Annotated in this window: 21 protein-coding genes; 14 read left to right on the top strand and 7 right to left on the bottom strand. The window is 46.2% G+C overall.

Features of this window, described 5'->3' with window-relative positions; genetic code table 11:
* The first annotated feature begins 114 nt into the window (after nt 1-114).
* The 3 genes from pncA (at nt 115) to ppk1 (ending at nt 4060) form a co-directional block, all read left to right on the top strand.
* Nucleotides 115-744, top strand: a complete 630-nt coding sequence (pncA, locus tag G4D73_RS09050; protein WP_168730588.1) for a bifunctional nicotinamidase/pyrazinamidase — start codon at nt 115-117, stop codon at nt 742-744.
* 126 nt (nt 745-870) lie between these two features.
* The gene (locus tag G4D73_RS09045) at nt 871-1818 is read left to right on the top strand and encodes a bile acid:sodium symporter family protein (protein WP_213686588.1); all 948 of its coding nucleotides are present in this window, start codon (nt 871-873) and stop codon (nt 1816-1818) included.
* 178 nt (nt 1819-1996) lie between these two features.
* Complete coding sequence (gene ppk1 / locus G4D73_RS09040; RefSeq protein ID WP_213686587.1) at nt 1997-4060, top strand: polyphosphate kinase 1; 2064 nt, start codon at nt 1997-1999, stop codon at nt 4058-4060.
* A gap of 92 nt (nt 4061-4152) precedes the next feature.
* Here ppk1 and G4D73_RS09035 read toward each other — a convergent pair whose 3' ends face one another.
* Nucleotides 4153-5406, bottom strand: a complete 1254-nt coding sequence (locus G4D73_RS09035) for a hypothetical protein (protein WP_005108186.1) — start codon at nt 5404-5406, stop codon at nt 4153-4155.
* Nucleotides 5407-5483: 77 nt separating this feature from the next.
* Here G4D73_RS09035 and serB point away from each other — a divergent pair, with 77 nt between their 5' ends.
* From serB to G4D73_RS09020, 3 genes are all read left to right on the top strand, one after another.
* Nucleotides 5484-6704 carry a phosphoserine phosphatase SerB gene (gene serB, locus G4D73_RS09030; protein WP_213686586.1) on the top strand — a complete coding sequence of 407 codons (1221 nt, stop codon included), beginning with the start codon at nt 5484-5486 and terminating at the stop codon, nt 6702-6704.
* Between the two features lie 414 nt (nt 6705-7118).
* Nucleotides 7119-7454, top strand: coding sequence for a ciprofloxacin tolerance protein AciT (gene aciT / locus G4D73_RS09025; RefSeq protein WP_004647188.1), 336 nt, complete (start codon nt 7119-7121; stop codon nt 7452-7454).
* A gap of 141 nt (nt 7455-7595) precedes the next feature.
* Nucleotides 7596-8075 carry an SCP2 sterol-binding domain-containing protein gene (locus tag G4D73_RS09020; RefSeq protein WP_213686585.1) on the top strand — a complete coding sequence of 160 codons (480 nt, stop codon included), beginning with the start codon at nt 7596-7598 and terminating at the stop codon, nt 8073-8075.
* Between the two features lie 108 nt (nt 8076-8183).
* On the opposite strand, the gene dtd is transcribed toward G4D73_RS09020, so the two are convergent.
* On the bottom strand, nt 8184-8624 hold the full coding sequence (gene dtd, locus G4D73_RS09015; protein ID WP_213686584.1) for a D-aminoacyl-tRNA deacylase: 441 nt from the start codon (nt 8622-8624) through the stop codon (nt 8184-8186).
* Nucleotides 8625-8851: 227 nt separating this feature from the next.
* Between dtd and G4D73_RS09010 the strand changes: the two genes are divergently transcribed.
* From G4D73_RS09010 to asd, 5 genes are all read left to right on the top strand, one after another.
* On the top strand, nt 8852-10366 hold the full coding sequence (locus tag G4D73_RS09010; RefSeq protein ID WP_213686583.1) for a catalase: 1515 nt from the start codon (nt 8852-8854) through the stop codon (nt 10364-10366).
* A gap of 185 nt (nt 10367-10551) precedes the next feature.
* Nucleotides 10552-11082 (top strand): ankyrin repeat domain-containing protein, encoded by a 531-nt coding sequence (locus G4D73_RS09005; RefSeq protein ID WP_213686582.1) that lies wholly within the window; start codon nt 10552-10554, stop codon nt 11080-11082.
* A gap of 119 nt (nt 11083-11201) precedes the next feature.
* A complete protein-coding gene (gene pncB / locus G4D73_RS09000) occupies nt 11202-12407 on the top strand; it encodes a nicotinate phosphoribosyltransferase (RefSeq protein ID WP_213686581.1) in 1206 nt (401 codons plus the stop codon).
* 184 nt (nt 12408-12591) lie between these two features.
* Complete coding sequence (locus G4D73_RS08995; protein ID WP_213686580.1) at nt 12592-13440, top strand: sulfurtransferase; 849 nt, start codon at nt 12592-12594, stop codon at nt 13438-13440.
* Nucleotides 13437-14288 (top strand): archaetidylserine decarboxylase, encoded by an 852-nt coding sequence (asd, locus tag G4D73_RS08990; protein ID WP_004729088.1) that lies wholly within the window; start codon nt 13437-13439, stop codon nt 14286-14288. Before G4D73_RS08995 ends, asd begins: the two co-directional genes overlap by 4 nt.
* Nucleotides 14289-14471: 183 nt before the next feature.
* Here the strand turns inward: asd and G4D73_RS08985 are convergent, their stop codons facing one another.
* Nucleotides 14472-15089: an SPOR domain-containing protein gene (locus G4D73_RS08985; RefSeq protein ID WP_004281265.1), complete on the bottom strand. Its 618-nt coding sequence runs from the start codon at nt 15087-15089 to the stop codon at nt 14472-14474.
* 262 nt (nt 15090-15351) lie between these two features.
* On the bottom strand, nt 15352-17142 hold the full coding sequence (gene argS / locus G4D73_RS08980) for an arginine--tRNA ligase (RefSeq protein WP_213686579.1): 1791 nt from the start codon (nt 17140-17142) through the stop codon (nt 15352-15354).
* 259 nt (nt 17143-17401) lie between these two features.
* Here argS and G4D73_RS08975 point away from each other — a divergent pair, with 259 nt between their 5' ends.
* Nucleotides 17402-17689 carry a DUF2798 domain-containing protein gene (locus G4D73_RS08975; RefSeq protein WP_004647201.1) on the top strand — a complete coding sequence of 96 codons (288 nt, stop codon included), beginning with the start codon at nt 17402-17404 and terminating at the stop codon, nt 17687-17689.
* 81 nt (nt 17690-17770) lie between these two features.
* On the opposite strand, the gene G4D73_RS08970 is transcribed toward G4D73_RS08975, so the two are convergent.
* From G4D73_RS08970 to G4D73_RS08960, 3 genes are read right to left on the bottom strand one after another with little or no spacing between them, the layout of a single operon-like run.
* Nucleotides 17771-19072 carry a DUF445 domain-containing protein gene (locus G4D73_RS08970; RefSeq protein WP_213686578.1) on the bottom strand — a complete coding sequence of 434 codons (1302 nt, stop codon included), beginning with the start codon at nt 19070-19072 and terminating at the stop codon, nt 17771-17773.
* Between the two features lie 11 nt (nt 19073-19083).
* On the bottom strand, nt 19084-19635 hold the full coding sequence (locus tag G4D73_RS08965) for a CC0125/CC1285 family lipoprotein (RefSeq protein WP_005108177.1): 552 nt from the start codon (nt 19633-19635) through the stop codon (nt 19084-19086).
* 52 nt (nt 19636-19687) lie between these two features.
* Entirely contained in the window at nt 19688-20227 is a 540-nt protein-coding gene (locus G4D73_RS08960; protein ID WP_213686577.1) for a DUF924 family protein, read from the bottom strand.
* Nucleotides 20228-20438: 211 nt separating this feature from the next.
* On the opposite strand from G4D73_RS08960, the gene gshA reads away from it, so the two are divergent.
* Together gshA and G4D73_RS08950 are read left to right on the top strand one after the other, a co-directional pair.
* Nucleotides 20439-22016, top strand: coding sequence for a glutamate--cysteine ligase (gene gshA / locus G4D73_RS08955; RefSeq protein ID WP_213686576.1), 1578 nt, complete (start codon nt 20439-20441; stop codon nt 22014-22016).
* Between the two features lie 19 nt (nt 22017-22035).
* Entirely contained in the window at nt 22036-22563 is a 528-nt protein-coding gene (locus G4D73_RS08950) for a disulfide bond formation protein B (protein ID WP_213686575.1), read from the top strand.
* The last annotated feature ends 6 nt before the right edge of the window (nt 22564-22569 follow it).

Raw genomic sequence — 22569 nt, 5'->3', positions numbered from 1 at the left:
ATATACACATGCCGAGAATACACAGTCATGCCATTTTTAACCGTAGAGCTAAAAATCCTGAGGTATTTTGCGCTATGCTTGGGCATAAATCGAGATTTCAATGGATGAAAACAGATGCAGAATAATGTTGCTTTACTGGTCGTAGACGTACAAAGAGGATTTACCCCGGGAGGCAATCTGGCTGTAGCCAATGCTGACCAGATTATTCCAAATATTAATCTATTGGGGCAGCATTTTAAGCATATTATCCTGACCCAAGACTGGCATCCGGACAACCATATCTCTTTTGCAGACAACCATCCCGGCAAAGCAGCCTATGACAGCATTCAGCTGGATTATGGCAGTCAGGTTTTATGGCCAAAGCATTGCGTGCAAGGGACACGCGATGCCGAACTGCATCCGGATTTAAATTTACCGCAAGCACAACTCATCATTCGCAAGGGTTTTCATTCCCAGATCGACAGTTACTCGGCCTTTATGGAAGCCGACCAGAAAACCACTACCGGTCTTGCTGGTTATCTGCGTGAACGTGGGATTGATACCGTATTTGTGGTCGGGATTGCTACGGACTTTTGTGTGGCCTGGACTGCAATCGATGCCTGCAAACTGGGCTTTAAGACCTATGTGATTGCCGATGCCACCAAGGGCATTGACCTGAATGGTTCCTTGCAACATGCTTGGCAGGATATGCTGTCGCATGGCGTAAAACGTATCTATGTGAAAGATATTGTTCAAGCAGCTTAAAGCTGAATAGGGATAGAACTTAAATATTCCTTTGATCTTATTTATATTTAAATATAAAAATTCAGGCGTCAACGGGTGCCTGTTTTATCTTACTTTTTCTCCCTTAATGTCATCTGGATGAAACCCATGTCAGCCTTGCTCCAGTTTAGCCAATTTGTCCAAAAAACCTTTGCTTTATGGGTCGTATTTTTTTCCGGTATTGCCTTGATGATCCCTGATGCTTTTGTCTGGTTACGGGCTTATATTCCGTGGATGTTGGGCATCATTATGTTTGGCATGGGCATGACCATGACCGTGGGAGATTTTAAAAGTGTCTTGCAAAGTCCGAAAGCTGTGGCAATTGGTGTCGTCGCCCAGTTTATGGTGATGCCGGGTTTGGCCTTTTTGCTGTGCAAGCTGTTCCAGCTGCCACCAGAGATTGCCATCGGGGTAATCTTGGTGGGTTGCTGTCCGGGCGGAACTGCATCCAATGTGATTACCTATATGGCCAAGGGCAATACCGCCTTGTCTGTTGCCTGTACTTCAGTTTCTACGTTACTGGCTCCTATTTTAACTCCAGCAATTTTCTATCTGCTGGCCAGTCAGTGGATTGAGATCAATGCCTGGTCGATGCTGGTGTCGATCTTACAGGTGGTGTTATTCCCGATTATTCTGGGCTTAATCGTACGGGCGATACTCAAGCAAAAAGTCACGGCCTATATTCAGGTGATGCCGTTGATTTCTGTGATTGCGATTGTGGCAATTGTCGCGGCGATTATTGCCGGCAGCAAAACCCAGATTCTGGAGTCCGGTTTAATGATTTTAGGGATCGTGGCCTTACACAATGGTATGGGCTATTTACTGGGTTATTGGGCCAGTCGCATATTTCACTTGGCAGAAATAGACTGTCGTGCAGTATCCATTGAAGTCGGGATGCAGAATTCTGGTCTGGGTGTGACCTTAGCTGCGACCCATTTTGCTGCATCTCCAATGACTGCTTTGCCAAGCGCCATTTTCAGTCTGTGGCATAATATTTCAGGACCAGCTTTAGCCACTTATTGGGCTGCCAGACAAACTGAAAAAACGGACACCTAATTGCCGTTTGATGACAGCAAAAAAAAGCTGGGAACCAGATTTTTTGTAATGTGAAAAAGTTAGAATATTAATTTATATGGATTTATCGAGCTTTGTAACATAAGTGTCATGAAGTCTGCCTAAGATCGCCCCTCAATGATGTGAAACAACAGACTGTAATCAGCAGCATTGAGAGGGCATGGAACAATTTCAGCATTCGTCAGCGACCTATTTTAATCGGGAACTTTCCTTATTTGAATTTCAGCGTCGTGTCTTGGCACAAGCACTCGATCCGAATTTACCGATTTTAGAGCGCTTAAACTTCCTGATTATTTTTTCCCGTAACCTGGATGAGTTCTTTGAAATCAGGATTGCCGGGCTGATGAAACAGCAAGACCTGAATGCGACTACCCGGACGCCTGATGCTGTACCTACCGAGCTGGTTCTACAACAACTGTCCCAGTCCATTCATGCCACAGTTAACAAGCAGTATGAGGTTCTGAATCATGCAATTCTGCCTGAACTCCAGGCGCAGGGTATTCAGTTTCTTCAATATCAGGATCTTCTGGAAAAACATAAGGCCTGGATTGCAGCCTTTTTTGCCAAAGAAGTGCAACCGGTACTGACCCCGATCAGTCTGGATCCTTCACATCCTTTTCCACGTTTGGTGAATAAAAGTCTGAACTTTATTATCAGCTTGGAAGGTAAAGATGCCTTTGGCCGTGAAATCGAGATGGCGATTGTGCCAGCACCACGTTCCTTGCCATGCCTGATTAAAATTCCGGAAGACGTCACCGGAAACAATACCACCCAGATATTTCTGACTGCGATCATCCAGCAGCATATCAGTGATTTGTTTCCCGGCATGAAAGCGACCGGATGTTATGCCTTTCGGGTTACCCGCAATGCCGATCTGGTATTGTCGGAAGATGTTGACGATCTGGCAGTGGCCTTAAAAGACGAATTGTCATCGCGCCGCTTTGGTCGTGCAGTACGTCTGGAAATTGAAAATGACTCTCCACAGAACATCATCGACTATTTGCTAGATGAATTTGATCTGACGGAACAGGAACTGTACCGGATTGATGGACCGATCAATTTGTCCCGCCTGAGTACCAGTTTTGAGCGTCCGGAATTAAAGTATCCGCATTTTAGTCCGGTCATTCCGAAAATTTTCCGTAAACAGAAAAGCATTTTTGAAATTTTGAAGGCGCAGGATGTGCTGCTGCATCATCCTTTTGATTCATTCCAGCCGGTGATTACTTTACTGCGCGAAGCGGCCAAGGATCCGGCGGTGCTGGCGATCAAGCAGACGCTGTATCGCAGTGGTCCGGACTCGGAAATTGTTCAGGTGCTGGCAGAAGCTGCACGGAATGGCAAGGAAGTCACGGCCGTGATTGAACTGCGGGCGCGTTTCGATGAAGAATCTAATATTATGGTGGCCAATATCCTGCAAGAAGCCGGGGCAGTGGTGGTGTATGGTATCGTCGGTTATAAGACCCATGCCAAAATGATTCTGATCGTCCGGCGTGAAAATCAGGAATTACTGCGTTACGCGCATTTGGGTACCGGAAACTATCATGCCGGGAATGCCCGCATGTACACCGATTATGGCCTGATGACCACACAGCCGGATATCTGTGAAGATGTGCACCGCATGTTCCAGGAACTGACCGGCATGGGGAAAATGGCCAAACTGAAAGCCTTGCTGCATGCACCGTTTACCCTGCATAGCGAACTGCTGAAACTGATTGATCAGGAAAAGGCATTTGCCCTGGCCGGCAGAGCCGCACATATCATTATCAAAGTGAATGCGCTTACCGAACCGCAATTAATTGCTGCCCTGTATCAGGCTTCGCAGGCTGGGGTAAAAATTGACCTCATTGTCCGTTCAATCTGCTGTCTGATTCCACAAGTCACCGGCATGTCAGAAAATATTCAGGTACGTTCAATCGTTGGGCGTTTCCTGGAACATACCCGGGTCTATTATTTTGAGCATGGCGGCGCCAAGAAACTGTATTGTGCCAGTGCTGACTGGATGGGGCGCAACCTGTTTTCTAGGGTCGAAACCTGTTTCCCGGTGCTGGATCCAGAGCTGAAAAAACGGATTTATAAAGATGGTCTGATCAGCTATTTAAAAGACTGTCAAAATGCATGGGAGTTAGATGCCGATGGTCAGTGGCATAAAGTTCCCTGTCAGGATCCGGCCCAGCCTTATAATGCCCAGCAATATCTGCTGGAACAAAAACAGTTAAAAATTTAAAGGGTAGTCCAAGACACACTGGCGTATTTTTTATACCCATAAAAAAGCCGGATGTTGAATCCGGCTTTTTTAATTGCAACATTCAGGGATATTTATGAGGCTTTGGACTGTTTGGATTTTAGAATTTCGGTTCTAAAAGTCTGTGCCAGCTCGGCGCTTTCAGCATCCATCCCATTCACCACAAAAGCATGACGGGTCAGGACATTGGTTGGATTCGGCATGCTGACCAGCTGGAAGTGATCACTCACATCTTTCAGCAAGGTGTTCGGTACATGTAAGGCACTTTCTTTCGCGACCAGATGCTGAGTCAGGCGCTCAGCGGCCTGTACCGAGCTGAGCTGCATCTCCTCGACTTTAGAAGCAATCGCGCTGCGGGTTTGTAGCACAAAACGTTTTTCTTCACGATAGCGTTTATACAGGACTTCCGAAAGCAGCTGGAACACAGCACTGATCATGGTCAGGCAGGCCAGGGCATTCGGTTTGTCTGCCGCGATACTGATGGTGGCACCTTTTTCATCAAATTTATGTACGGTACAAATATCAGAACTATTCAACTTATAGCGTTGCACACAGAGTTCGGTGGCTTTATTCAGAAAAATCTGACAGAGATTGAAATAAGGCACTGAAACGGTTTTATTCACGCTATCCAGTAACTGTTTTGGATCGTAGAACTGGATGTTTAAGCTCAGGCTATCGCTCTCCAGTATTGCCGGCTTATGTTCCTTTTCTTTGGCTTTGTTTTTCACTGCCTGTTGGGCCTGGGCAATCGCCAGTGCCGCATTATGCTTTTCCTGTTCCAATGCCTGGGTCAGGGTCTGAATCTCGAATTTCAGCCGCGATTCGTTATTGATGCGCGCCAGATATTCGGTTCGGCTTGGACGTGCCACGGCACGATAAGCGACCCAGAGCAGACCATGAATGATGAACGAGAACAGAATTGCCAGCCATTGTGTCCGCAGAATTTCACCAATACTTGGTTCAATCAGGGTGATTTCAATCACACCGACTTTTTTCTCATTTTGCAGCGCATCACGGACAAAAACTTCACCCTCGCGGGTTTTGGTCAGTCCGCCAGTGGCTAAAACCTGAGCTTTCGCATCTAGAATCCGGATGGAAGCGACACTTGGATTGGTGGCATAACGATTTGCCAGCAAAGCCAGAGAAACGCGGTTGGGCGGTTCAAGCTCAGACAGGCTGTCTGTCACCAGTTGACTGGTGATCAGCTGTCCCTGATTGGCACGGTTTTCATTCAGTTGGTGAGTGGTTGCCAATACCAGTAAAAAGGTATGCAGAGCAAAACTTACAATCAATAGGCTAGCAAATAGCCCTTGTCTAGGCGCATTCAACGTAAACTTCCAAGGCAATTCTGTTCAATTTCGATTATGATTCTAACAATAGTTGTAGCTCAGACCCGAGTCAATTCATGCGAGAAATCATTCTTATATCATTCTTAGGACCTGACCAGCCTAATCAATTTACACGATTAATGCAGGTTTTGTCCGCCCATTCCCTACAGATTTTAGATGTAGGGCAAGCGGTTATTCATAATCAGTTAACCTTAGGTATTGTTGTAGCTTCTGAAGACCAGACAGCGACAGCATTAGCCATGAAGGAGATCCTGATTCTAGCACATGATATCGGGTTAACTGTGCGCTTTAAACCGATCTCTGCGACTGAATATGATCAGTGGGTCAAAGAGGGTGGACGCACACGTTATATCGTAACGGCATTGGCCCCTGAATTAAATGCCTCTCATCTGCAAGCCGTGACCCAGATTGTCTCGGGTCAGGGCTTTAATATTGAAACCGTGACCCGTCTGTCTGGTCGCCCCGCTTTAGATGGCCAGAGCAGCGGGCCAAAACGTGCCTGTGTCCAGTTCGGTTTAAGTGGACAAATGCTAGATGCAGCTGCCATGCGTGAGGCCTGTTTGCGTTTATCCACTGAACTTAATGTCGATGTCGCGGTACAGGAAGATAATGCCTATCGCCGTAACCGCCGTCTGGTTTGCTTTGATATGGACTCGACCCTGATCGAGCAGGAAGTTATTGACGAACTGGCAATTGAAGCCGGTGTTGGTGAGCAGGTCGCTGAAATTACCGAACGTGCCATGCAAGGCGAGCTGGACTTCCAGCAAAGCTTCCGTGCCCGTGTGGCTTTATTAAAAGGTATGGACGCATCGGTACTTCCGAAAATTGCCGAGCGCCTGACCATTACCGAAGGGGCGGAACGCCTGATTTCGACTTTAAAAGCACTAGGTTACCGTACTGCAATCCTTTCAGGTGGTTTTCAGTATTTTGCAGAATATCTGCAAACTAAACTGGATATTGATGAAGTGCATGCCAATGCGCTCGATGTGCAGGATGGTGTCGTTACCGGTGAAGTCAAAGGCCATATCGTCGATGGCGCACGCAAAGCACTCTTGCTCGGTGAAATCGCCCAGGAGATGGGAATTTCCCTGGAACAAACCATTGCAGTCGGTGATGGCGCCAATGACTTGCCAATGTTATCTATTGCAGGACTCGGTGTGGCTTTCCGTGCCAAACCTCTGGTACGCCAAAATGCCAATCAGGCGATTTCTAGCGTCGGTCTGGACGGTGTGCTGTATCTGCTCGGCGTACATGATAAAGACCTGAACCGTGCATAAGTACAGGCTTTGATTGATTTTAAACGCGACCCAGAGGTCGCGTTTTTTATTGCTTATGAGGTGAGTGATATAAGGAATAGCTGAAATATGGCTACAAAAACATCGATCATCTTAAACGGAAAAATAATTTTTTCACTTAAAAAAACTACTGATAATTTTGTAATGACACGCCAACATTGGCGCAGTCGTTGATCCACAAAAATGTGAAAAGCAAAAAATGTAATGACAATATAATATCGCGACAAAGTATGTCGTTAGGCTGGATGACAGGACTTTTTTTATGCAAAAAACTCAGCATAATGCAGGCGTAGAGATACAAATCAACAGATTCCATTTTATTGATTTAACGAAATTCAATAGATAGAAGCGTTGCAATATCAAGCGGAAACTATCTATCTGGATGGAGGGGGTTATATGGTAACAGCGAATTTAGCAACGATTGTGGGCTTCAGTTTAGTCGCTGTAGCTGTGCTTGCTGTGTTCTTCTCGCCTTATCGTCGCTGGTTAAGCTTTATGGCGGCCGGGATGCTGGTATGGGGCCTGATCGAGGTGATTCGTGTAGGAACTCAAACCTGGTTTGAGCTACCAATGACGTATAGTTATCTGAGCGCGTTAACTGCGGTCATGATGGTCGTGACTGGCCTGTTGTTGCGGGAAGATCGTCGTGCTGAGCGTGCTTTAGCAAAACGCCGTTGCATCGAACATACGCCAGTGTATGAAGACGACCAGCAGCAGCTTTCAAGCCGTTAATTCTACAAGTTGCAATGAAAAAAATGCACCCATGGGTGCATTTTTCAGTTTGGAAATATGATACAAACTGCATAATCCACCTAGTCCAGAACTATGCTAGGATATTTGTCAATTTTCGTACAATTAGAATAGGCATCCTCCATGAAACTGTCATCCATTCCTGTGTTAAAACTTCCTCTTATCGATATGAGTACAGATCCGCTGGACTTACTGGTCGTAGGTTTAGCTTTACGTATGAAGCAGTTGGCACGTACCAGCCCAAAATTCATTGAACTGGTACATGGACGTCAATTCCGTATTCAGATTGGTACGGATGAAGGCATGGCACGTCAGATTATTGTGGATAACGGTCATATCGATACGGTTTCGGGTGATGCTGAAAAAGCTGATTTTGTGTTGCAGTTTGCTGACAGTGAGCAGGGTGTAAAGACCTTGGTCAAAGGTGACCCGACGGCATTTATGACCGGCATGCAAAGTGGCACGATCAAAATGGAAGGTGACTTCGGCCTGCTGGTCTGGTTTAACCAAGTGGCGAAGATGATTCCACCAAAATTGCCAAAGCCAGTCAAAGAAAAAGTGAAAATGGTACGTCAGTTTATTAAAGAAAAAACTGGTAAATAAGAAACTTCCGCTTAGTTCCCCCTCCTTTTTAAAGGAGGGGCTAGGGGAGGATTAAATAAAAAAAGCCCTCAAATATGAGGGCTTTTTGAATTCTGGAATAATTAAAACTTATTCAACTTCCAGATTAAATGTCACCGGCCCATCATTGACCAGATGCACTTTCATGTCAGCGGCAAAAATACCGGTTTGTACATGTTCAAACTGGCGTTGAGCATATTCTACTAGCTGCTCATAAAGTGCTTTAGCCTCGGCAGGTGGCATGGCCGGGCCAAAGTCTGGACGTAAACCCTTGTGGGTCTGTGCCATCAAGGTAAATTGTGAAACCAGAAGCAAACCACCTCCGGCTTGGGCAACATTCCAGCCCATTTTGCCCTGTTCATCATCAAAGAAGCGATATTTCAATATCTTATCAATCAGCTTTTTGCCTTTTTCCAGATTATCTTCTTTACCTAAGCCCAGAAAAACCAGAATACCTTTGCCAATTTCTCCGGTGGTTTCACCATCGACCACGACTTGGGCTTCCAGTACCCGTTGTAATAATGCACGCATAATCAATTTCAGTCAGATTTAAAAATGCCGCCATTGTAGCAAGATCAGACTCATCTATTATTAAGTTAATGTCTAAAAAACGGGCTTAATTTATTGATTATCATTGATAATATTTTAAACTATCTAAAAACACGATCGTAAGCATAAAAATTATCTGTTTTATCTATTTTTTACTCTCAAGTATCTTAGCTGCATGCAGGAAAGGTATTAAATTGAGAGATTTAGAAATGTTTAAGCGTTCATTACTTGTTGCAATGCTTGCAACGGTGACAGCTGCCCAAGCTGCGCCATTAACCAAAGATAACGGGGCACCAGTTGGCGACAACCAGAACTCGATCACTGCGGGTCCACAAGGTCCAACTTTGCTGCAAGATGTGCAAGTGGTTCAAAAACTGCAACGTTTTGGTCGCGAGCGTATTCCTGAACGTGTGGTTCACGCACGTGGTACAGGGGCTTATGGTGAATTCGTTACTACGAAAGATCTGTCTGATTTAACAATTGCTTCTTTATTCAAGGCCGGTACCAAAACTCCAGTTTTTGTGCGTATGTCTACCGTAATTCATGGTAAAGGTTCACCAGAGACTTTACGTGACCCGCACGGTTTCGCAGTGAAGTTCTATACCCAGGAAGGTAACTGGGACTTGGTTGGTAACCAGACGCCAGTCTTCTTTATCCGTGATGCGATCAAATTCCCGGATTTCATCCATGCGATGAAACCAAGCCCGGTCACCAATGTACAAGATGCCAACCGTGTATTTGACTTCCTGTCGAGCCAGCCTTGGGCAACCAACATGCTGACTTATGTTTATGGCAAGCAAGGTGTCCCAACCAGCTACCGCGAACAGGACGGTTTCGGTGTACATGCCTACAAACTGTATAACGACAAGGGCGAATACAAGTACGTGAAATTCAACTTCCGCTCTAAACAGGGTGTGAAGGGCCTGAACGTGAAAGAAGCGGCTGAACAGCAAGGTAAAGATTTCAACCACTTGACCAATGATCTTTATAACAACATCTATGCAGGTAATTTCCCGAAATGGGATCTGTATATCCAGGTGATTGATCCTAAAGATCTAAACAGCTTTGATTTTGATCCGTTAGATCCAACTAAAATCTGGCCAACTGAGCTGGTGCCAGAAACCAAAGTGGGTACTTTGACGCTGAACCGTATGCCGAAGAACTTCTTCAACGAAACTGAACAGTCGGCATTTGCGCCAGGTAATCTGGTTCCGGGCATCGAGCCATCAGAAGACCGCCTGCTACAAGGCCGCATCTTCTCTTACTCAGATACCCAAATGTACCGTTTAGGCGCGAATCACCAGCAAATTCCGGTGAACCGTCCAGTGGTAAATGTGAACAACGATAATCAGGATGGCTACATGAATATCTCTGAGCGTGACTCGGATGTGAACTATGAGCCAAGCCGTAAAGAGCCAAAAGCTGCCACTGAAAAAGCACGTGCGGTACAAACACCATTATCTGGTCATGTACAGCAAATTGGTGTGAAAGAGCAGAACTTCAAGCAGGCAGGTGAGCTGTACCGTTCATACACGGCTAAAGAGAAAGATGACCTGATCATGAACCTTGCTGCTGACTTAGGTGCAGTGAAAGATTCAGAAACCAAGCACATCATGTTGTCTTACTTCTACAAGGCAGATGCTGACTACGGTACCCGCATGACCAAGGCAGTGAACGGTAACCTGGCGACTGTTAAAGCCAAAGCTGCAAAATTAAAAGACTAATCCCGATTGGTCTTGAGGAACTGGTGACTAGGGCATAGCGCATCACCTCCAAAAAGTCCTGTAATACTCCAAACCTTTCCTGCACCCTAGGGGGAGTTTTACAGGCACTCCGTTTTTCATCTCAACTCAGGACAATTCAGTCTTTCAAGACTTAAATTCCCCTTCGATTTCTGCTGGAGTTCATCATGAAAGTTATGTCATCTGTGTTTTTAGCCAGTATTCTCACGATAGGTTCCGCATTCGCAAACGTGACTGTCGCGAAGGATATCTCCCCCGCTAAAAGCGTGGACAATGTTCAGATGAACTCACAACAGGAATTGGTCGACCTATTCTTTGCTGCTGCCAAAATTGGCAATAGCGAAGTCATTCATGAATTTTTGAAACATGGCTTTCCGGTCGATGTACGCAATAAAGACGGTTATACACCACTGATGATGGCGACTTATTATGGCCATCAGGATATTGTCAGTAGTTTGCTTAAGCATGGGGCAGACCGCTGCGCTCGAGACAATCGAGGCAATACGGCCTTGATGGGGGCTTTATTCAAGATGGAATTTGCGATTGCCAAGCAGTTGCGTCAGGTGGATTGTGATGCCCAGGTGCAAAAAAACGGACAAAAGACCACAGCCGAATTTGCCAAGGTGATTGGTCAGGAAAAACAGTTGCAGAAACTGATTCAGGAACAGGAAAAAGCTCAGGTCAAATCACAGAAATAAAGCGGGTTATGCTTCTGATACTTTTGTCGCAAATACAGCCAGCTGTACGTAAATCCTGCATTATTGCACGACTTTTTATGCTTTAATGCAGAGATAAGCACAGCGATATTCCCTTAGTTATGGCTCCAATTATCCATTCTCTGTTAGATACTGACTTGTACAAATTCACCATGTTACAAGTGGTCTTACACAAGTTTCCGCAAACGCATAGTGTCTACCATTTCCGTTGTCGTAATCTGGAAGATACAGTCTATCCACTGACGGATATTCTGGATGATCTCAATCATCAACTGGACCTGCTGTGTCAGCTCAAATTCAAAGAAGATGAACTGCAATATTTAAGAAGCTTACGTTTTATCAAAAGCGATTTTGTGGATTATCTGGAACTGTTCCAGCTCAAGCGCCGTTTCATCAAGGCCAGTATCGACAGTCAAGGCCGTCTGGATATTGTGGTGGAAGGCCCGATGGTTCAGGCGATGATGTTCGAGATCTTCGTACTGGCGATTGTCAATGAACTGTATTTCAGCCGCATTCGCACGCCTGAAGTGTTGGCTGAAGGCGAACACCGTTTAAAAGCCAAAATCGAGCTATTAAAACAGTATGATGCTGCGCAAAACCCCAATGATCCACCATTTTTGGTGTCAGATTTTGGTACGCGTCGCCGTTACAGTTTCGATTGGCAAAAGCATGTCGTCGAAGAATTTCACAAAGCCGCACCGCATGTGTTTCGTGGTACCAGTAATGTACTGTTAGCCAAAGAGCTGGGAATTACCCCGATTGGCACCATGGCGCATGAATTCCTGCAAGCTTTTCAGGCGCTGGACGTACGTCTGCGTAATTTCCAGAAATCTGCACTGGAAAGCTGGGTGCAGGAATATCGTGGTGACTTGGGCATTGCCTTGACCGATGTAGTCGGTATGGATGCATTCTTGCGTGACTTTGACCTGTACTTTGCCAAACTGTTTGATGGCTTGCGTCATGACAGTGGCGATCCCTATGAATGGGGTGACAAGGCCTATGTACACTACAAAAAGCTGAAAATAGACAGCAAAACCAAGATGCTGACTTTTAGTGATGGCTTGAATCTGGAAAAAGCTTGGAAACTGCATCAATACTTTAAAGACCGCTTTCAGGTCAGTTTCGGGATCGGCACCAATTTGACCAATGATATGGGGCAAACCCCACTCAATATTGTGCTGAAACTGGTGGAATGTAACCGTCAGTCAGTGGCCAAAATCTCGGACAGCCCGGGCAAGACCATGACCGATAATGATACGTTCCTGGCCTATTTACGTCAGGTTTTTGAGATCAATGAACCTGCTTAAGTCAGTTTGAACAATTCATAATTTTTAAGAACCGTTTCTAGATAGAGGCGGTTTTTTTATGCAAGCTTATTTAAGACCAAGGTTTAGCTAAAATCTTGCTAATCATCTGCAAAGAAAGCGCATCAGTGTAAAAACCAGCTGTGCTAAGATCAACAGGATTTGACCAATAATAGCCATGATAACGATGACCGCTGCAGCTTTTAATTTTGGCCTGCTGATTGAGGCAGAAGATTTAGTTCCCTATTTGGGCCATGAAAAACTTCGTATTGTCGACCTGAGCCGTGCCTCTGTGTATGAGCAGCTGCATATTCCGCACGCCTTGCATTTAAAGCCTAAACTTCTGGTGCGTCAGGAAGAAACGGCAATGGGACTGTTGCCGGATGCGGAAGGCTTGCAGGCTCTCATTGATTATCTGAATATTTCTCCTGAACATCATGTGGTGGCTTATGATGATGAGGGCGGGGCATGGGCAGGGCGTTTGCTCTGGAACCTGCATTGTTTGGGTTTTGAAAATACCAGCCTATTGAATGGCGGGATTCATGCCTGGCTTGGTGCCGGTTTGCCGACTTCTTCCAATCAGGAACAGTTTGCACCAGTGAAGAACGTGTTGCAGGTCAATCTTGAGCATCAGGCGAATTTTCAGATTGGCTATGATGAACTGCGCCAACAGGTTGAAAATCAACAGGTTCAAGTTTGGGATTGCCGTACACAAGATGAATATACTGGCCTACGTTTAGCGGCTCGACGCGGCGGTCACATTCCGGGAGCACGTCATTTTGAATGGAGTACTGCCCTTAATCGTGAAAATCATTTAAAATTACAGCCTTTACCACGTACTCAGCAGCGTCTGGAACAACTGGGCTTTGATTTGAATCAACCCGTTGTGGTGTACTGCCAGTCCCATCACCGCTCAGGTTTGGCCTATATTCTGGGTCGTTTACTGGGCTGGAAAATTCGAGCCTATGATGGTGCGTGGAGTGAATGGGGCAACCGCCTCGATAGTCCAATCGCTACAGGGGAGCTGCCATCTTGAGCATCACATCACGTTTAAAACAACAGTTTTTTATTAAAGCTCAACGATTAGTACCGCAACATCGCTTGTCTCGGGTGGTGGGTAAAATTGCCGCCAGCGAAAACCCGATTATCAAAACTGCTGCAATTACTGCCTTTAAGGCGCAGTATGGCATTGATATGTCGATTGCTGAACAGGCCAATGCCCTGAAATTCAAGTCATTTAATGAATTTTTTACGCGTGCCCTAAAAGAAGGTATCCGTGCGGTTGATCCAGATGCTACGAGCATTGTTTCGCCAGCAGATGGTGCGATTTCCCAGCTAGGTAAAATTGAAAATGGCGATGTGTTTCAGGCCAAAGGCCAGAAATTTACCGTTGAAGCCCTGATTGCTGATCCGCAACTGGCCGAGCCATTCAAGAATGGTGAATTCGCGACTGTATATTTGTCGCCACGTGATTATCATCGGGTGCATATGCCATTTGCTGGCACCTTGACTGAAACGTTATATGTACCGGGTGAGTTGTTCTCGGTCAATCAGGTGACCGCAGAAAACATTCCGGGCCTGTTTGCACGCAATGAACGTATGGTCTGTCTGTTTGATACTGAAATCGGCCGTATGGCGGTGGTATTGGTCGGTGCGATGATTGTGGCGGGTATTGAAACCGTGGCAACCGGCAAAGTGAAGCCTTCAGGCCGGATCGAACTTAATCAGCATGATCTGTTCCTGGAAAAAGGGGCAGAACTGGGGCGTTTCTACCTCGGTTCAACGGCAGTGATTTTATTTGAAGAAAATAAAATGCAATGGGATGCCGCGTTCAAGGCCAATTCTTTGGTGAATATGGGTGAAGCGCTGGGGCATACAGTTTAAAGATTTTAGCCTCCCTTTATTAAAGGGAGGTTGGAGGGATTAAATATTTTCTCGTTTAGAATAAATAAAAATCCCCCTCAGTCCCCCTTTAAAAAAGGGGGATTTCCTCTCCTATTAAGGAGACGGTTAGAGAGATCCAAATAAAAAAAGCACCATCAGGCGCTTTTTTTTATTTCTAGAAATTTATCGTTTCACGACGATGGAATCGATCCCGCTATTCTGCAAGGTTTGCTGTGCGATAATCGCGGCTTCTGCAGAATCATAAGGGCCTGAAACCACGCGATACCAGACTTTGCCATTTTCTACACTGCGTACCACATCGGCAGATAAACCATTGAGAATAATTTCAGCACGGCGGGCATCGGCCTGATCCGGGTCATCAAAGCTGCGGACTTGCAGAATATAACTGGCCGGAGCGGCAACAGGCGCTTCACTGGCTTCTAAGCCAGGCTCAGTTGTGGTCGCCTCAGGTGGAGCTACTTCAGGTCGAGGCGCTTCTACAATTACTACCGTATCCTGATTTTTGTTTTCAGGGACGGCCTGTTCAGGAATAGGCGTCACTTGTTGCTGTGGTAACAGGTCATAAAAACGGTAATCTTTATTGGTATCTTCTTCTTGGACAGATTCAGCACTTGTTTGAGTTTTCGGTTTGACCGGTTCCCATGGCTTCCAGAGCATCAGTGCCATTAAAAAACTTAACACGATTAAAATGATCACGAGTGTGCCGAGCCAGGTTGGAATAAGTGGCTTTTTAGGCTTATTCGGTCTTTCAGATACACCGCGCTGCGTTTTTCCAAACACTTGGGATTTTCCTCTTATTAATCGGGACATATAGAAAAGGCATAACAGCAGTTATGCCCCTACTATCACTTCATCCTATGTGATCAGGATACAAAAGTCATCCTCTAGATCACAAATCACACAGAATTTTAATTTATCTGTATCTTCAAGCACATAGCTAAAGTTACAAAATGTCTGCTCGGCAGATAAACGGCAATGTTTTGCTTACATGCTCACTTCGAGCCTAGCTCTCGCCTTGCGAGCATGCAAAACAGTGTTTTGCTTACATGCTCTCAGGAGCTGATACGCCAAGCAGTTCCAGACCGTTACGCAGTACCTGACGCACGTTCACAGATAACAGTAAACGTGCCTGAGTCAATTCAGCATCATCACCGAGTACTTTATTGTCGTTGTACCAGCCGTGGAACAATGCTGCCAGCTCTTTCAGGTAGTTACCGATTTGATGTGGCTCATAGCTGTTTGCAGCACGTACCAGAATTTCTGGGTAGGCAGCCAGCTTGGCCAGGACTTCAGTTTCAGCATCAAGCTCCAGCTTAGCCGCTAAATTACGTGCCGCTATAGCATCAAAGTTGACATTTGTAGACGCTGCTTTTTCTAACATACGACAGATACGGGCGTGTGCATACTGGATGTAATACACGGCGTTGTCCTTGCTTTGTGACACAGCAAGATCAAGGTCAAAATCAATGTGCTGTTCAGACTTACGCATTACGTAGTAGAAACGTGCAGCATCATTGCCAACTTCTTTACGCAGGTCACGCAAGGTCACAAACTGGCCTGAACGGGATGACATTTGTACCATCTCGCCGCCACGCCATAAGCTTACAAACTGAACCAGAAGAACCGTTAATTTCTTCGAATCATAGCCCAGTGCATCAATGGCCGCTTTTACACGGGCGATATAACCGTGGTGATCCGAACCCCAGATATCGATGATATCGGTATAGCCACGTTGTAATTTGTTCAGGTGGTAAGCGATGTCAGACGCGAAGTAAGTGGTCTGGCCATTACGGCGTTTCACGACACGGTCTTTTTCATCACCGAATGCAGTGGATTTAAACCAGATGTTGCCATCTAGTTCATACAGGAAACCACGCTGATCTAAGGTTTGTAAGGCTTCTTCAATTTTGTCTGTCAATGATTCTTCGCTGAACCACTGATTGAAGGTTACACCGAACTCGCCCAAGTCATCTTTAATATCATCCAGAATCGCTTTAAGCGCGGCTTGCAAGAATACGCGGTAGCCTGTGCCAATTAACGCTTGTGAATTAAAGATCAAACCATCAATGTGTTTTTCTTTATCGCCAGACAATATGACTTTATTGCCATCTGCATCTAATTCAGCTGCAAACTGTACATCTTCAGGCACGTTTTTATACACGTCAGCCACAGGACGTACATAGGCGTCGCCATCCTGATCAATAATGCTTTGCGCGATTTCTTTAACGTAGTCACCTTGGTAGGCATTTTTCGGGAATACCAGTTCCTGACCCGTTAATTCTAAGTAGCGCAGATAAGTCGAAGTCGCCAGAATGTCCATTTGACGGCCAGCATCATTGACATAGTATTCGCGATCTACTTTTGCACCGGTCGCTTCAAGCAAGTTCGCAACCGTCATACCATACGCAGCACCACGACCATGACCTACGTGCAGGCTAGAGGTCGGGTTGGCAGACACGAATTCAACCTGGATACGTTTATCCGCATTGACCTGGGTACGACCATAAGTCGCCTGTTGTGCCTGAATCTGATCAAGGACTGCAAAGCGCTGGTCAGCATTCAGGAAGAAGTTAATAAAACCAGGACCGGCAATTTCTGCCTTGCTGATATCCGCCACTTCAGGCAGGGCAGCAAGAATTTTTTCCGCTAAATCACGTGGCTTCATACCCGCAGCTTTCGACGCGATCATGGCAATATTCGACGCAAAGTCACCATGGCTTCGGTCTTTGGTACGCGTCAAATTACTTGTATTGTTCCAGTCAGATGGGAGTACGCCTTGTGCCTGTAAAGTGTGCACTGCATGATCGAGAGCTGCTTGTATTGCCGTATTCATAATCAGTCGAAAATAGAGATCGCAGAAAAACAGCAAATATAGCAAATTTCAGGCTGTTTAGGTAAAAGCATTTCTAGGGAATAAAAAGTAGAAGATCACTTCACCAGAAATTTTGAACTAGAGAAAGGGGTAATAACCGGATTAATCCCGTGAAAATAAAACCAGTTTTTAGCTCAACATTTCAGATGAAAAAAACAATGCTTCACCGTACAGAATTTGGCTTATATTAGTCATCTGAAAACAGTAAAAAGAGCATGTCGTGGCTGCATCACAACGTCCGACCATTATCGGTCATATTCCCAAACTCCCTGCAAAATGGGCATTGATTATTGTGCCTTTTATCCTGTCCTGCCTGATGAGTGGCATTATTTCCATGATCAATATGCTGCGCAATCTTGGTTGGATTGATGGATTTATGGCACTCTGGTTTCATAACTGGATGATTTCCTGGGCGATTGCTTTTCCGATTGTGGTGACCTTATTGCCGTTCGTACGCAAATTCACTGGGCTATTGGTCGATATGTCCGGACCTCAGCCACCCAAGTGATCATTTTTGAATTTAATCGGGTGGGGGCAGCTCTCTGACGATTTAAAAGCTGGGCTGTAAGAGGAAATAGCTTCATCAGCTTTAAATTAAATGCTCTACCGCCGCCCGGATAATCCCGAGCACCAGACCGATACAGGCACCGACCACGACACCATTGACCCGGATCATATGCAGGTCACCGCCGACTTCATTTTCAATCTTGTCGATCATCTCGCTTGAATCCCATTCGTGAATGCGCTCGCTGATAAAGCGAATCACTTTTTCACTGTACTGGTCACTCAGGTCAACCGCGATAGAGCTCAGACGTTTATTCAGCAGCTCACGTACCGAGGCATTCGAAATGATATTTTCTCCGACCTGTTGAATGGCAATTCTGAGATTTTCCGCAATACCCGAATCAGGTTTTTGCAAGTCTGCCTTGATCGCATCACATAAAATCACCACCGCACCGCTGATAAAATTCAGCACTTGTGGACTATCCAGTAAGGCATCTTTGGTTTCATTCAGACGCTGGCTGGCTTCACTGTCATTATCTGCCAGCTGTAACATCCAGCTATGTCCCATGCTCTCAATTTTAAGTCGCCATGGATGATCTGGATCGGCCAGCATGGCTTCAACGCGCCCGATCACGGAATCAATACTGCGTTGCTGCACGTCAATCCCGATCCAGCTGGCGCCTTTGGCCAGTTTCCACACGCCCATTTCCTTAAACAGGTTACGGGTCAGCTCACGGGTTTGTTCAGGATGTGAGGTCATCCAGGCATGCACCACATCCAGTCCGCGCTGTAGTACATCCTGATGGAAATCATTGTCCAGAACGGCATGCAGCATTTCGCTGGCCAGGGTATTGATCTGGGTATTTTTGACCCATTGCACACTGTTGCTCTGGATAAATCCGGCAATCTGTTCCTGTCCGACAAATTCAAAGATTTTAGGAACCGTCTGTTGAATGACCTGAGTCACTTGGACATTATTTTGTGGATTGGCCAGCCAGCGTCCTGCAGCCAGACTCAGGTCGGTACTGTCCAGACTGCGCTGTACAATTTGCGGAGAAAGAAAATTTTCCTGCACAAAACGGCCCATCGACTCTGCAATACGGGCCTTGTTGCGTGGAATGATTTCGGTATGGTCGCGTAAAAACTTGGGAATGGGCAATCTGCCAAAAGGGTTACGAAACAGCACGGTAATCGCATACCAGTCCGCAAGACCACCGACCACACCCGCTTCTGCCGAGAGCATCAGAATATGAATGAGCCAGACATATTCAGGTAGCAATTTGGCTGCCACCATCAATGCCAACCAGGTCAGTACGGCGACCATCAGGGCGATGGTCGCGAAACGTTTACTGCGTTGTAAGCTCGGGGAGATACGCTCTGTCTGCATAGATCATCCTGTCAGGAGGGATTGGCCGGTTGCGGTTGCAGCACTGCACCGGATGGACTTAAACCATATTTAGCCCCAAGTGAATGTAAAATCAAGCGGGCATCAAAGGCATCTTGAGGCGCCTGATTGGCCTTGAAGCATTCAATGGTATAGGCCACCTGGGCAGGATCCAGAGTCACGGTATAGGGACGGTCATAGAATGGGTCTGGCCAGAACCCCGGATATCGGCGGTAATACCCGTACGGATAAAAGCTCGGTGCCGGATAGACGATGGCCTGCCGTGGAGGTTGTTGAGTACGGTTACTTGGATCATTCAGTACCCTGAAGAACTGAAAGCCATTTTGTACGGTAGTCTGTGCGGCTTTGAGCAGGGTAATTTCTTCAGCTGTGCCAAAGCTCATATTGGGACGGGCCTGAAAGCTGATACGGTAAGTGTTGCTATTGAGGGGAGTGGTACTGTAGCGACCTAACTGATCAAATGTTAAGGGCTTTGAGGGTGTGGTTGCACAGCCAGTCAGGCTGATGGCAGCAATCATACTCAATCCCAGTAGCATGTTTTTCATGTTCGATCTCCTGATGCAATGATCCAGTTCAGACAGCCGGTCTTAAAAAATCTTAAAAACTGCTATCGGGCTGGGTCAGGAAAGTAAGTTCTTCATTGGTCGATTCACGACCCAGAATTTGGTTCCGATGCGGGTAACGTCCAAAGCGGTCAATAATGACTTTATGCTTTTTCTCGAATTCCAGATTGGTCGGATTGCCCAGACGCTGAAACAGTTTTAAGGCGAATTCATGAATCAGTTTGGATTCGCTGTGCATAAATGGCATATACAGAAAGGCACGCTGTTCCGGACTGAGCTGTTGATCTAGATTCAGGCTGATGGTTTCCTGAGCCAAGGCCAGTGCCAGACTGTCTTGGGCAAAAGCTTGGGGAGAATCACGGAATAAATTTCGTGAAAATTGATCTAGCACAATAATTTCGGCCAGCCGACCTTCTGCTGTTTTACGCCAGCCCCAAAGTTCAGCCCGGGCTGCCTGCTGATGGGTGCTCATGAACTGCTGCGCAATACTTTGGTCGAATTCATGACTTTGGCTAAACCATAAGGGCTGGCTGTCCGCATGAAACCAGAAGTCTAAAATATCTTGATAATTCATAATATTTACAATTCATTAGCATCTATTTGTTAATAAAATCACAAATTTTCCATGTCTTATAGAGGAAGTTTGTGTTAAAAATTTGCCAAATTAAAAATCAATAGTTTGCCTGAAAACTAGGCAGCCTGTCATGTGCCGGCACGAAATCACGTTATACTGATTAAACCGATGATTTTAATTTAATAATTTAGCCCCCTTAAGCGAGATTGTAATGAGTCAACCTGAATCGACTTCCCAAAATGTGTTACCGACCTGGGTCGAGTCGTCACTCATCAAAGGCATGCTGCGTGGTATCGAGCGTGAAAGCTTACGTATGCAAAGTGATGGTTTCCTGTCACAGGCAGCGCATCCTCGTGCCTTGGGTTCAGCCTTGACTCATCCACATATCACCACGGACTATTCTGAAGCATTGATGGAGTTTATTACTCCGCCACAAGACAGTATTAAAAAGGCGCTGGACTATCTCAGCGATATTCATGCAATTGTACATCGCCATCTGGAAAATGATGAAAAGCTCTGGCCTTTGTCGATGCCGTGTATGCTGGACAGCCGCGATGACAGTATTCCGCTGGCACAGTATGGCAGCTCGAATATCGGTTTATTTAAAACCTTGTATCGTCATGGTCTAGGTGTGCGTTATGGCCGCCGTATGCAGACGATTTCAGGTGTGCATTACAACCTGTCTTTCCCGGACCATCTCTTCGAGGCACTGCAACAGCAGGAACAGGACGAAGCGCTGAAAGCATTGAGCTTGCAGGATTATCGCAGCCATCGCTATATGGGCCTGATCCGTAACTTTATTCGTCTGACCCCACTGGTGATGTTCCTGATCGGGGCCAGTCCGGCAGTCTGCCAGTGCTTTATGACTGGCCGTGATCATTTCTTGCTGCCATTGGTGAAAGGCACTTTGTATTCGCCTTATGCGACCGCGCTGCGTATGGGACGTTTTGGCTATCAAAACTCTGCGCAGAAACAGCTCGGTATTCACTACAATAATTTGCAGGACTATCTGGACGGACTGCAAAAAGCCGTTAAAACGCCGTATAAACCGTTTAGTCGTCTGGGACTAGATGATGCCAATGGCCAGCCGATCCAGATCAATGATCATGTGTTGCAAATCGAAAATGAATATTACAGCTTAGTGCGCCCGAAACAGGTGCCACTCGCGGGTGAAACCCCGTCACAGGCCCTTGAAAATCGCGGGATTGCCTATGTCGAGTTACGTGCCGTCGATGTCAATCCCTATAGCCCGATTGGGATTAATGAAGATACGGCCGGCTTCCTCGAAGTGGTAGCTTTGTACTGTTTATTGCAGGACAGTCCGGCGCTCCTCAGCGATGAACAGGATATCATTGAGCAGAATCAGGCCGAGGTCGTGAATCGTGGCCGTGCGCCAAATGCGGCAATTATGGAAAATGGTCAGTCTTATCCGATTGAAGACTGGTGTGCCATGCATTTGCAACATATGCATCCCCTGGCCAAGCTGTTAAATTCGGCCTATGACACCACCTTATATACTGATGCTCTAAAAACCATGAGGATCCGGGTCGATGAAGTCGATGCCACCTTGTCTGCCCTAGTGGTCGGGGATACGCGTGAACAGGGCAGTATGTGGCATTTTGGCCAACATCTGGCCCAGCAACACAGCAGTGTCTATGAAGCGCATCAGCTCAGCCCGGAAACCCTGGCTTATTTTGAAGAAATGTCACGAAAGTCATTGCAGCAACAACAGCAACTCGAGCAAGATAGCAGCGTCAGTTTTGCTGATTATTTGGCCCAATATCGATAAAAAAATAAGAGGATTCACCATGCAATGGGGTTATCGCTTCGTGAGTGGTATGTTGTTTCTGGCTGCTGTCATCGGCATGGCATTTGCCTTATATCTTGAACATGTACAGGGGCTAGCACCTTGTCCGCTCTGTGTGTTTCAGCGTGTCGGATTAATCGGACTCGGGATCATCTCACTGATCGCATCCCTGCATAATCCTGCATCCAATCTCATGAAGCGGCTATATGCTTTGCTGGGTTCGCTTAGTATTTTTTGGTCTGTGGGTGTGGCTGCGCGTCATGTCTGGCTACAGAACCTGCCACCGGATCAGGTGCCGAGCTGTGGTCCCGGTCTGGAATACTGGCTGGAAACCCTGCCGATGCAGTCTGTACTGCAACAGGTACTGAATGGTTCTGGTGAGTGTGCCACCATTGACTGGGCTTTTCTGGGGCAGTCTTTACCGGTCTGGTCGCTGATCTTCTTCAGTATTTTATTGCTGGTCAGTCTATGGCAACTGCTGCGTAAATATAAAACCGCACCAGTGAAACGACTCAGAGATAAATACTAATCAAGT

Source organism: Acinetobacter sp. WY4 (assembly GCF_018438165.1).
Taxonomy (GTDB): Bacteria; Pseudomonadota; Gammaproteobacteria; order Pseudomonadales; family Moraxellaceae; genus Acinetobacter.
Note: the sequence above shows the minus strand (reverse complement) of the source record. Positions and strands in the feature narration are given on the sequence as shown.

Coding starts and splice junctions, on each gene's coding strand:
- G4D73_RS08960 (WP_213686577.1), bottom strand. CDS start 20,227: ATGAATTATCAAGATATTTTAGACTTCTGGTTTCATGCGGACAGCCAG.
- G4D73_RS08995 (WP_213686580.1), top strand. CDS start 12,592: ATGACCGCTGCAGCTTTTAATTTTGGCCTGCTGATTGAGGCAGAAGAT.
- G4D73_RS08965 (WP_005108177.1), bottom strand. CDS start 19,635: ATGAAAAACATGCTACTGGGATTGAGTATGATTGCTGCCATCAGCCTG.
- gshA (WP_213686576.1), top strand. CDS start 20,439: ATGAGTCAACCTGAATCGACTTCCCAAAATGTGTTACCGACCTGGGTC.
- G4D73_RS08970 (WP_213686578.1), bottom strand. CDS start 19,072: ATGCAGACAGAGCGTATCTCCCCGAGCTTACAACGCAGTAAACGTTTC.
- G4D73_RS09045 (WP_213686588.1), top strand. CDS start 871: ATGTCAGCCTTGCTCCAGTTTAGCCAATTTGTCCAAAAAACCTTTGCT.
- G4D73_RS09005 (WP_213686582.1), top strand. CDS start 10,552: ATGAAAGTTATGTCATCTGTGTTTTTAGCCAGTATTCTCACGATAGGT.
- argS (WP_213686579.1), bottom strand. CDS start 17,142: ATGAATACGGCAATACAAGCAGCTCTCGATCATGCAGTGCACACTTTA.
- ppk1 (WP_213686587.1), top strand. CDS start 1,997: ATGGAACAATTTCAGCATTCGTCAGCGACCTATTTTAATCGGGAACTT.
- serB (WP_213686586.1), top strand. CDS start 5,484: ATGCGAGAAATCATTCTTATATCATTCTTAGGACCTGACCAGCCTAAT.
- G4D73_RS09020 (WP_213686585.1), top strand. CDS start 7,596: ATGAAACTGTCATCCATTCCTGTGTTAAAACTTCCTCTTATCGATATG.
- G4D73_RS08950 (WP_213686575.1), top strand. CDS start 22,036: ATGCAATGGGGTTATCGCTTCGTGAGTGGTATGTTGTTTCTGGCTGCT.
- pncB (WP_213686581.1), top strand. CDS start 11,202: ATGGCTCCAATTATCCATTCTCTGTTAGATACTGACTTGTACAAATTC.
- aciT (WP_004647188.1), top strand. CDS start 7,119: ATGGTAACAGCGAATTTAGCAACGATTGTGGGCTTCAGTTTAGTCGCT.
- pncA (WP_168730588.1), top strand. CDS start 115: ATGCAGAATAATGTTGCTTTACTGGTCGTAGACGTACAAAGAGGATTT.
- dtd (WP_213686584.1), bottom strand. CDS start 8,624: ATGCGTGCATTATTACAACGGGTACTGGAAGCCCAAGTCGTGGTCGAT.
- G4D73_RS09010 (WP_213686583.1), top strand. CDS start 8,852: ATGTTTAAGCGTTCATTACTTGTTGCAATGCTTGCAACGGTGACAGCT.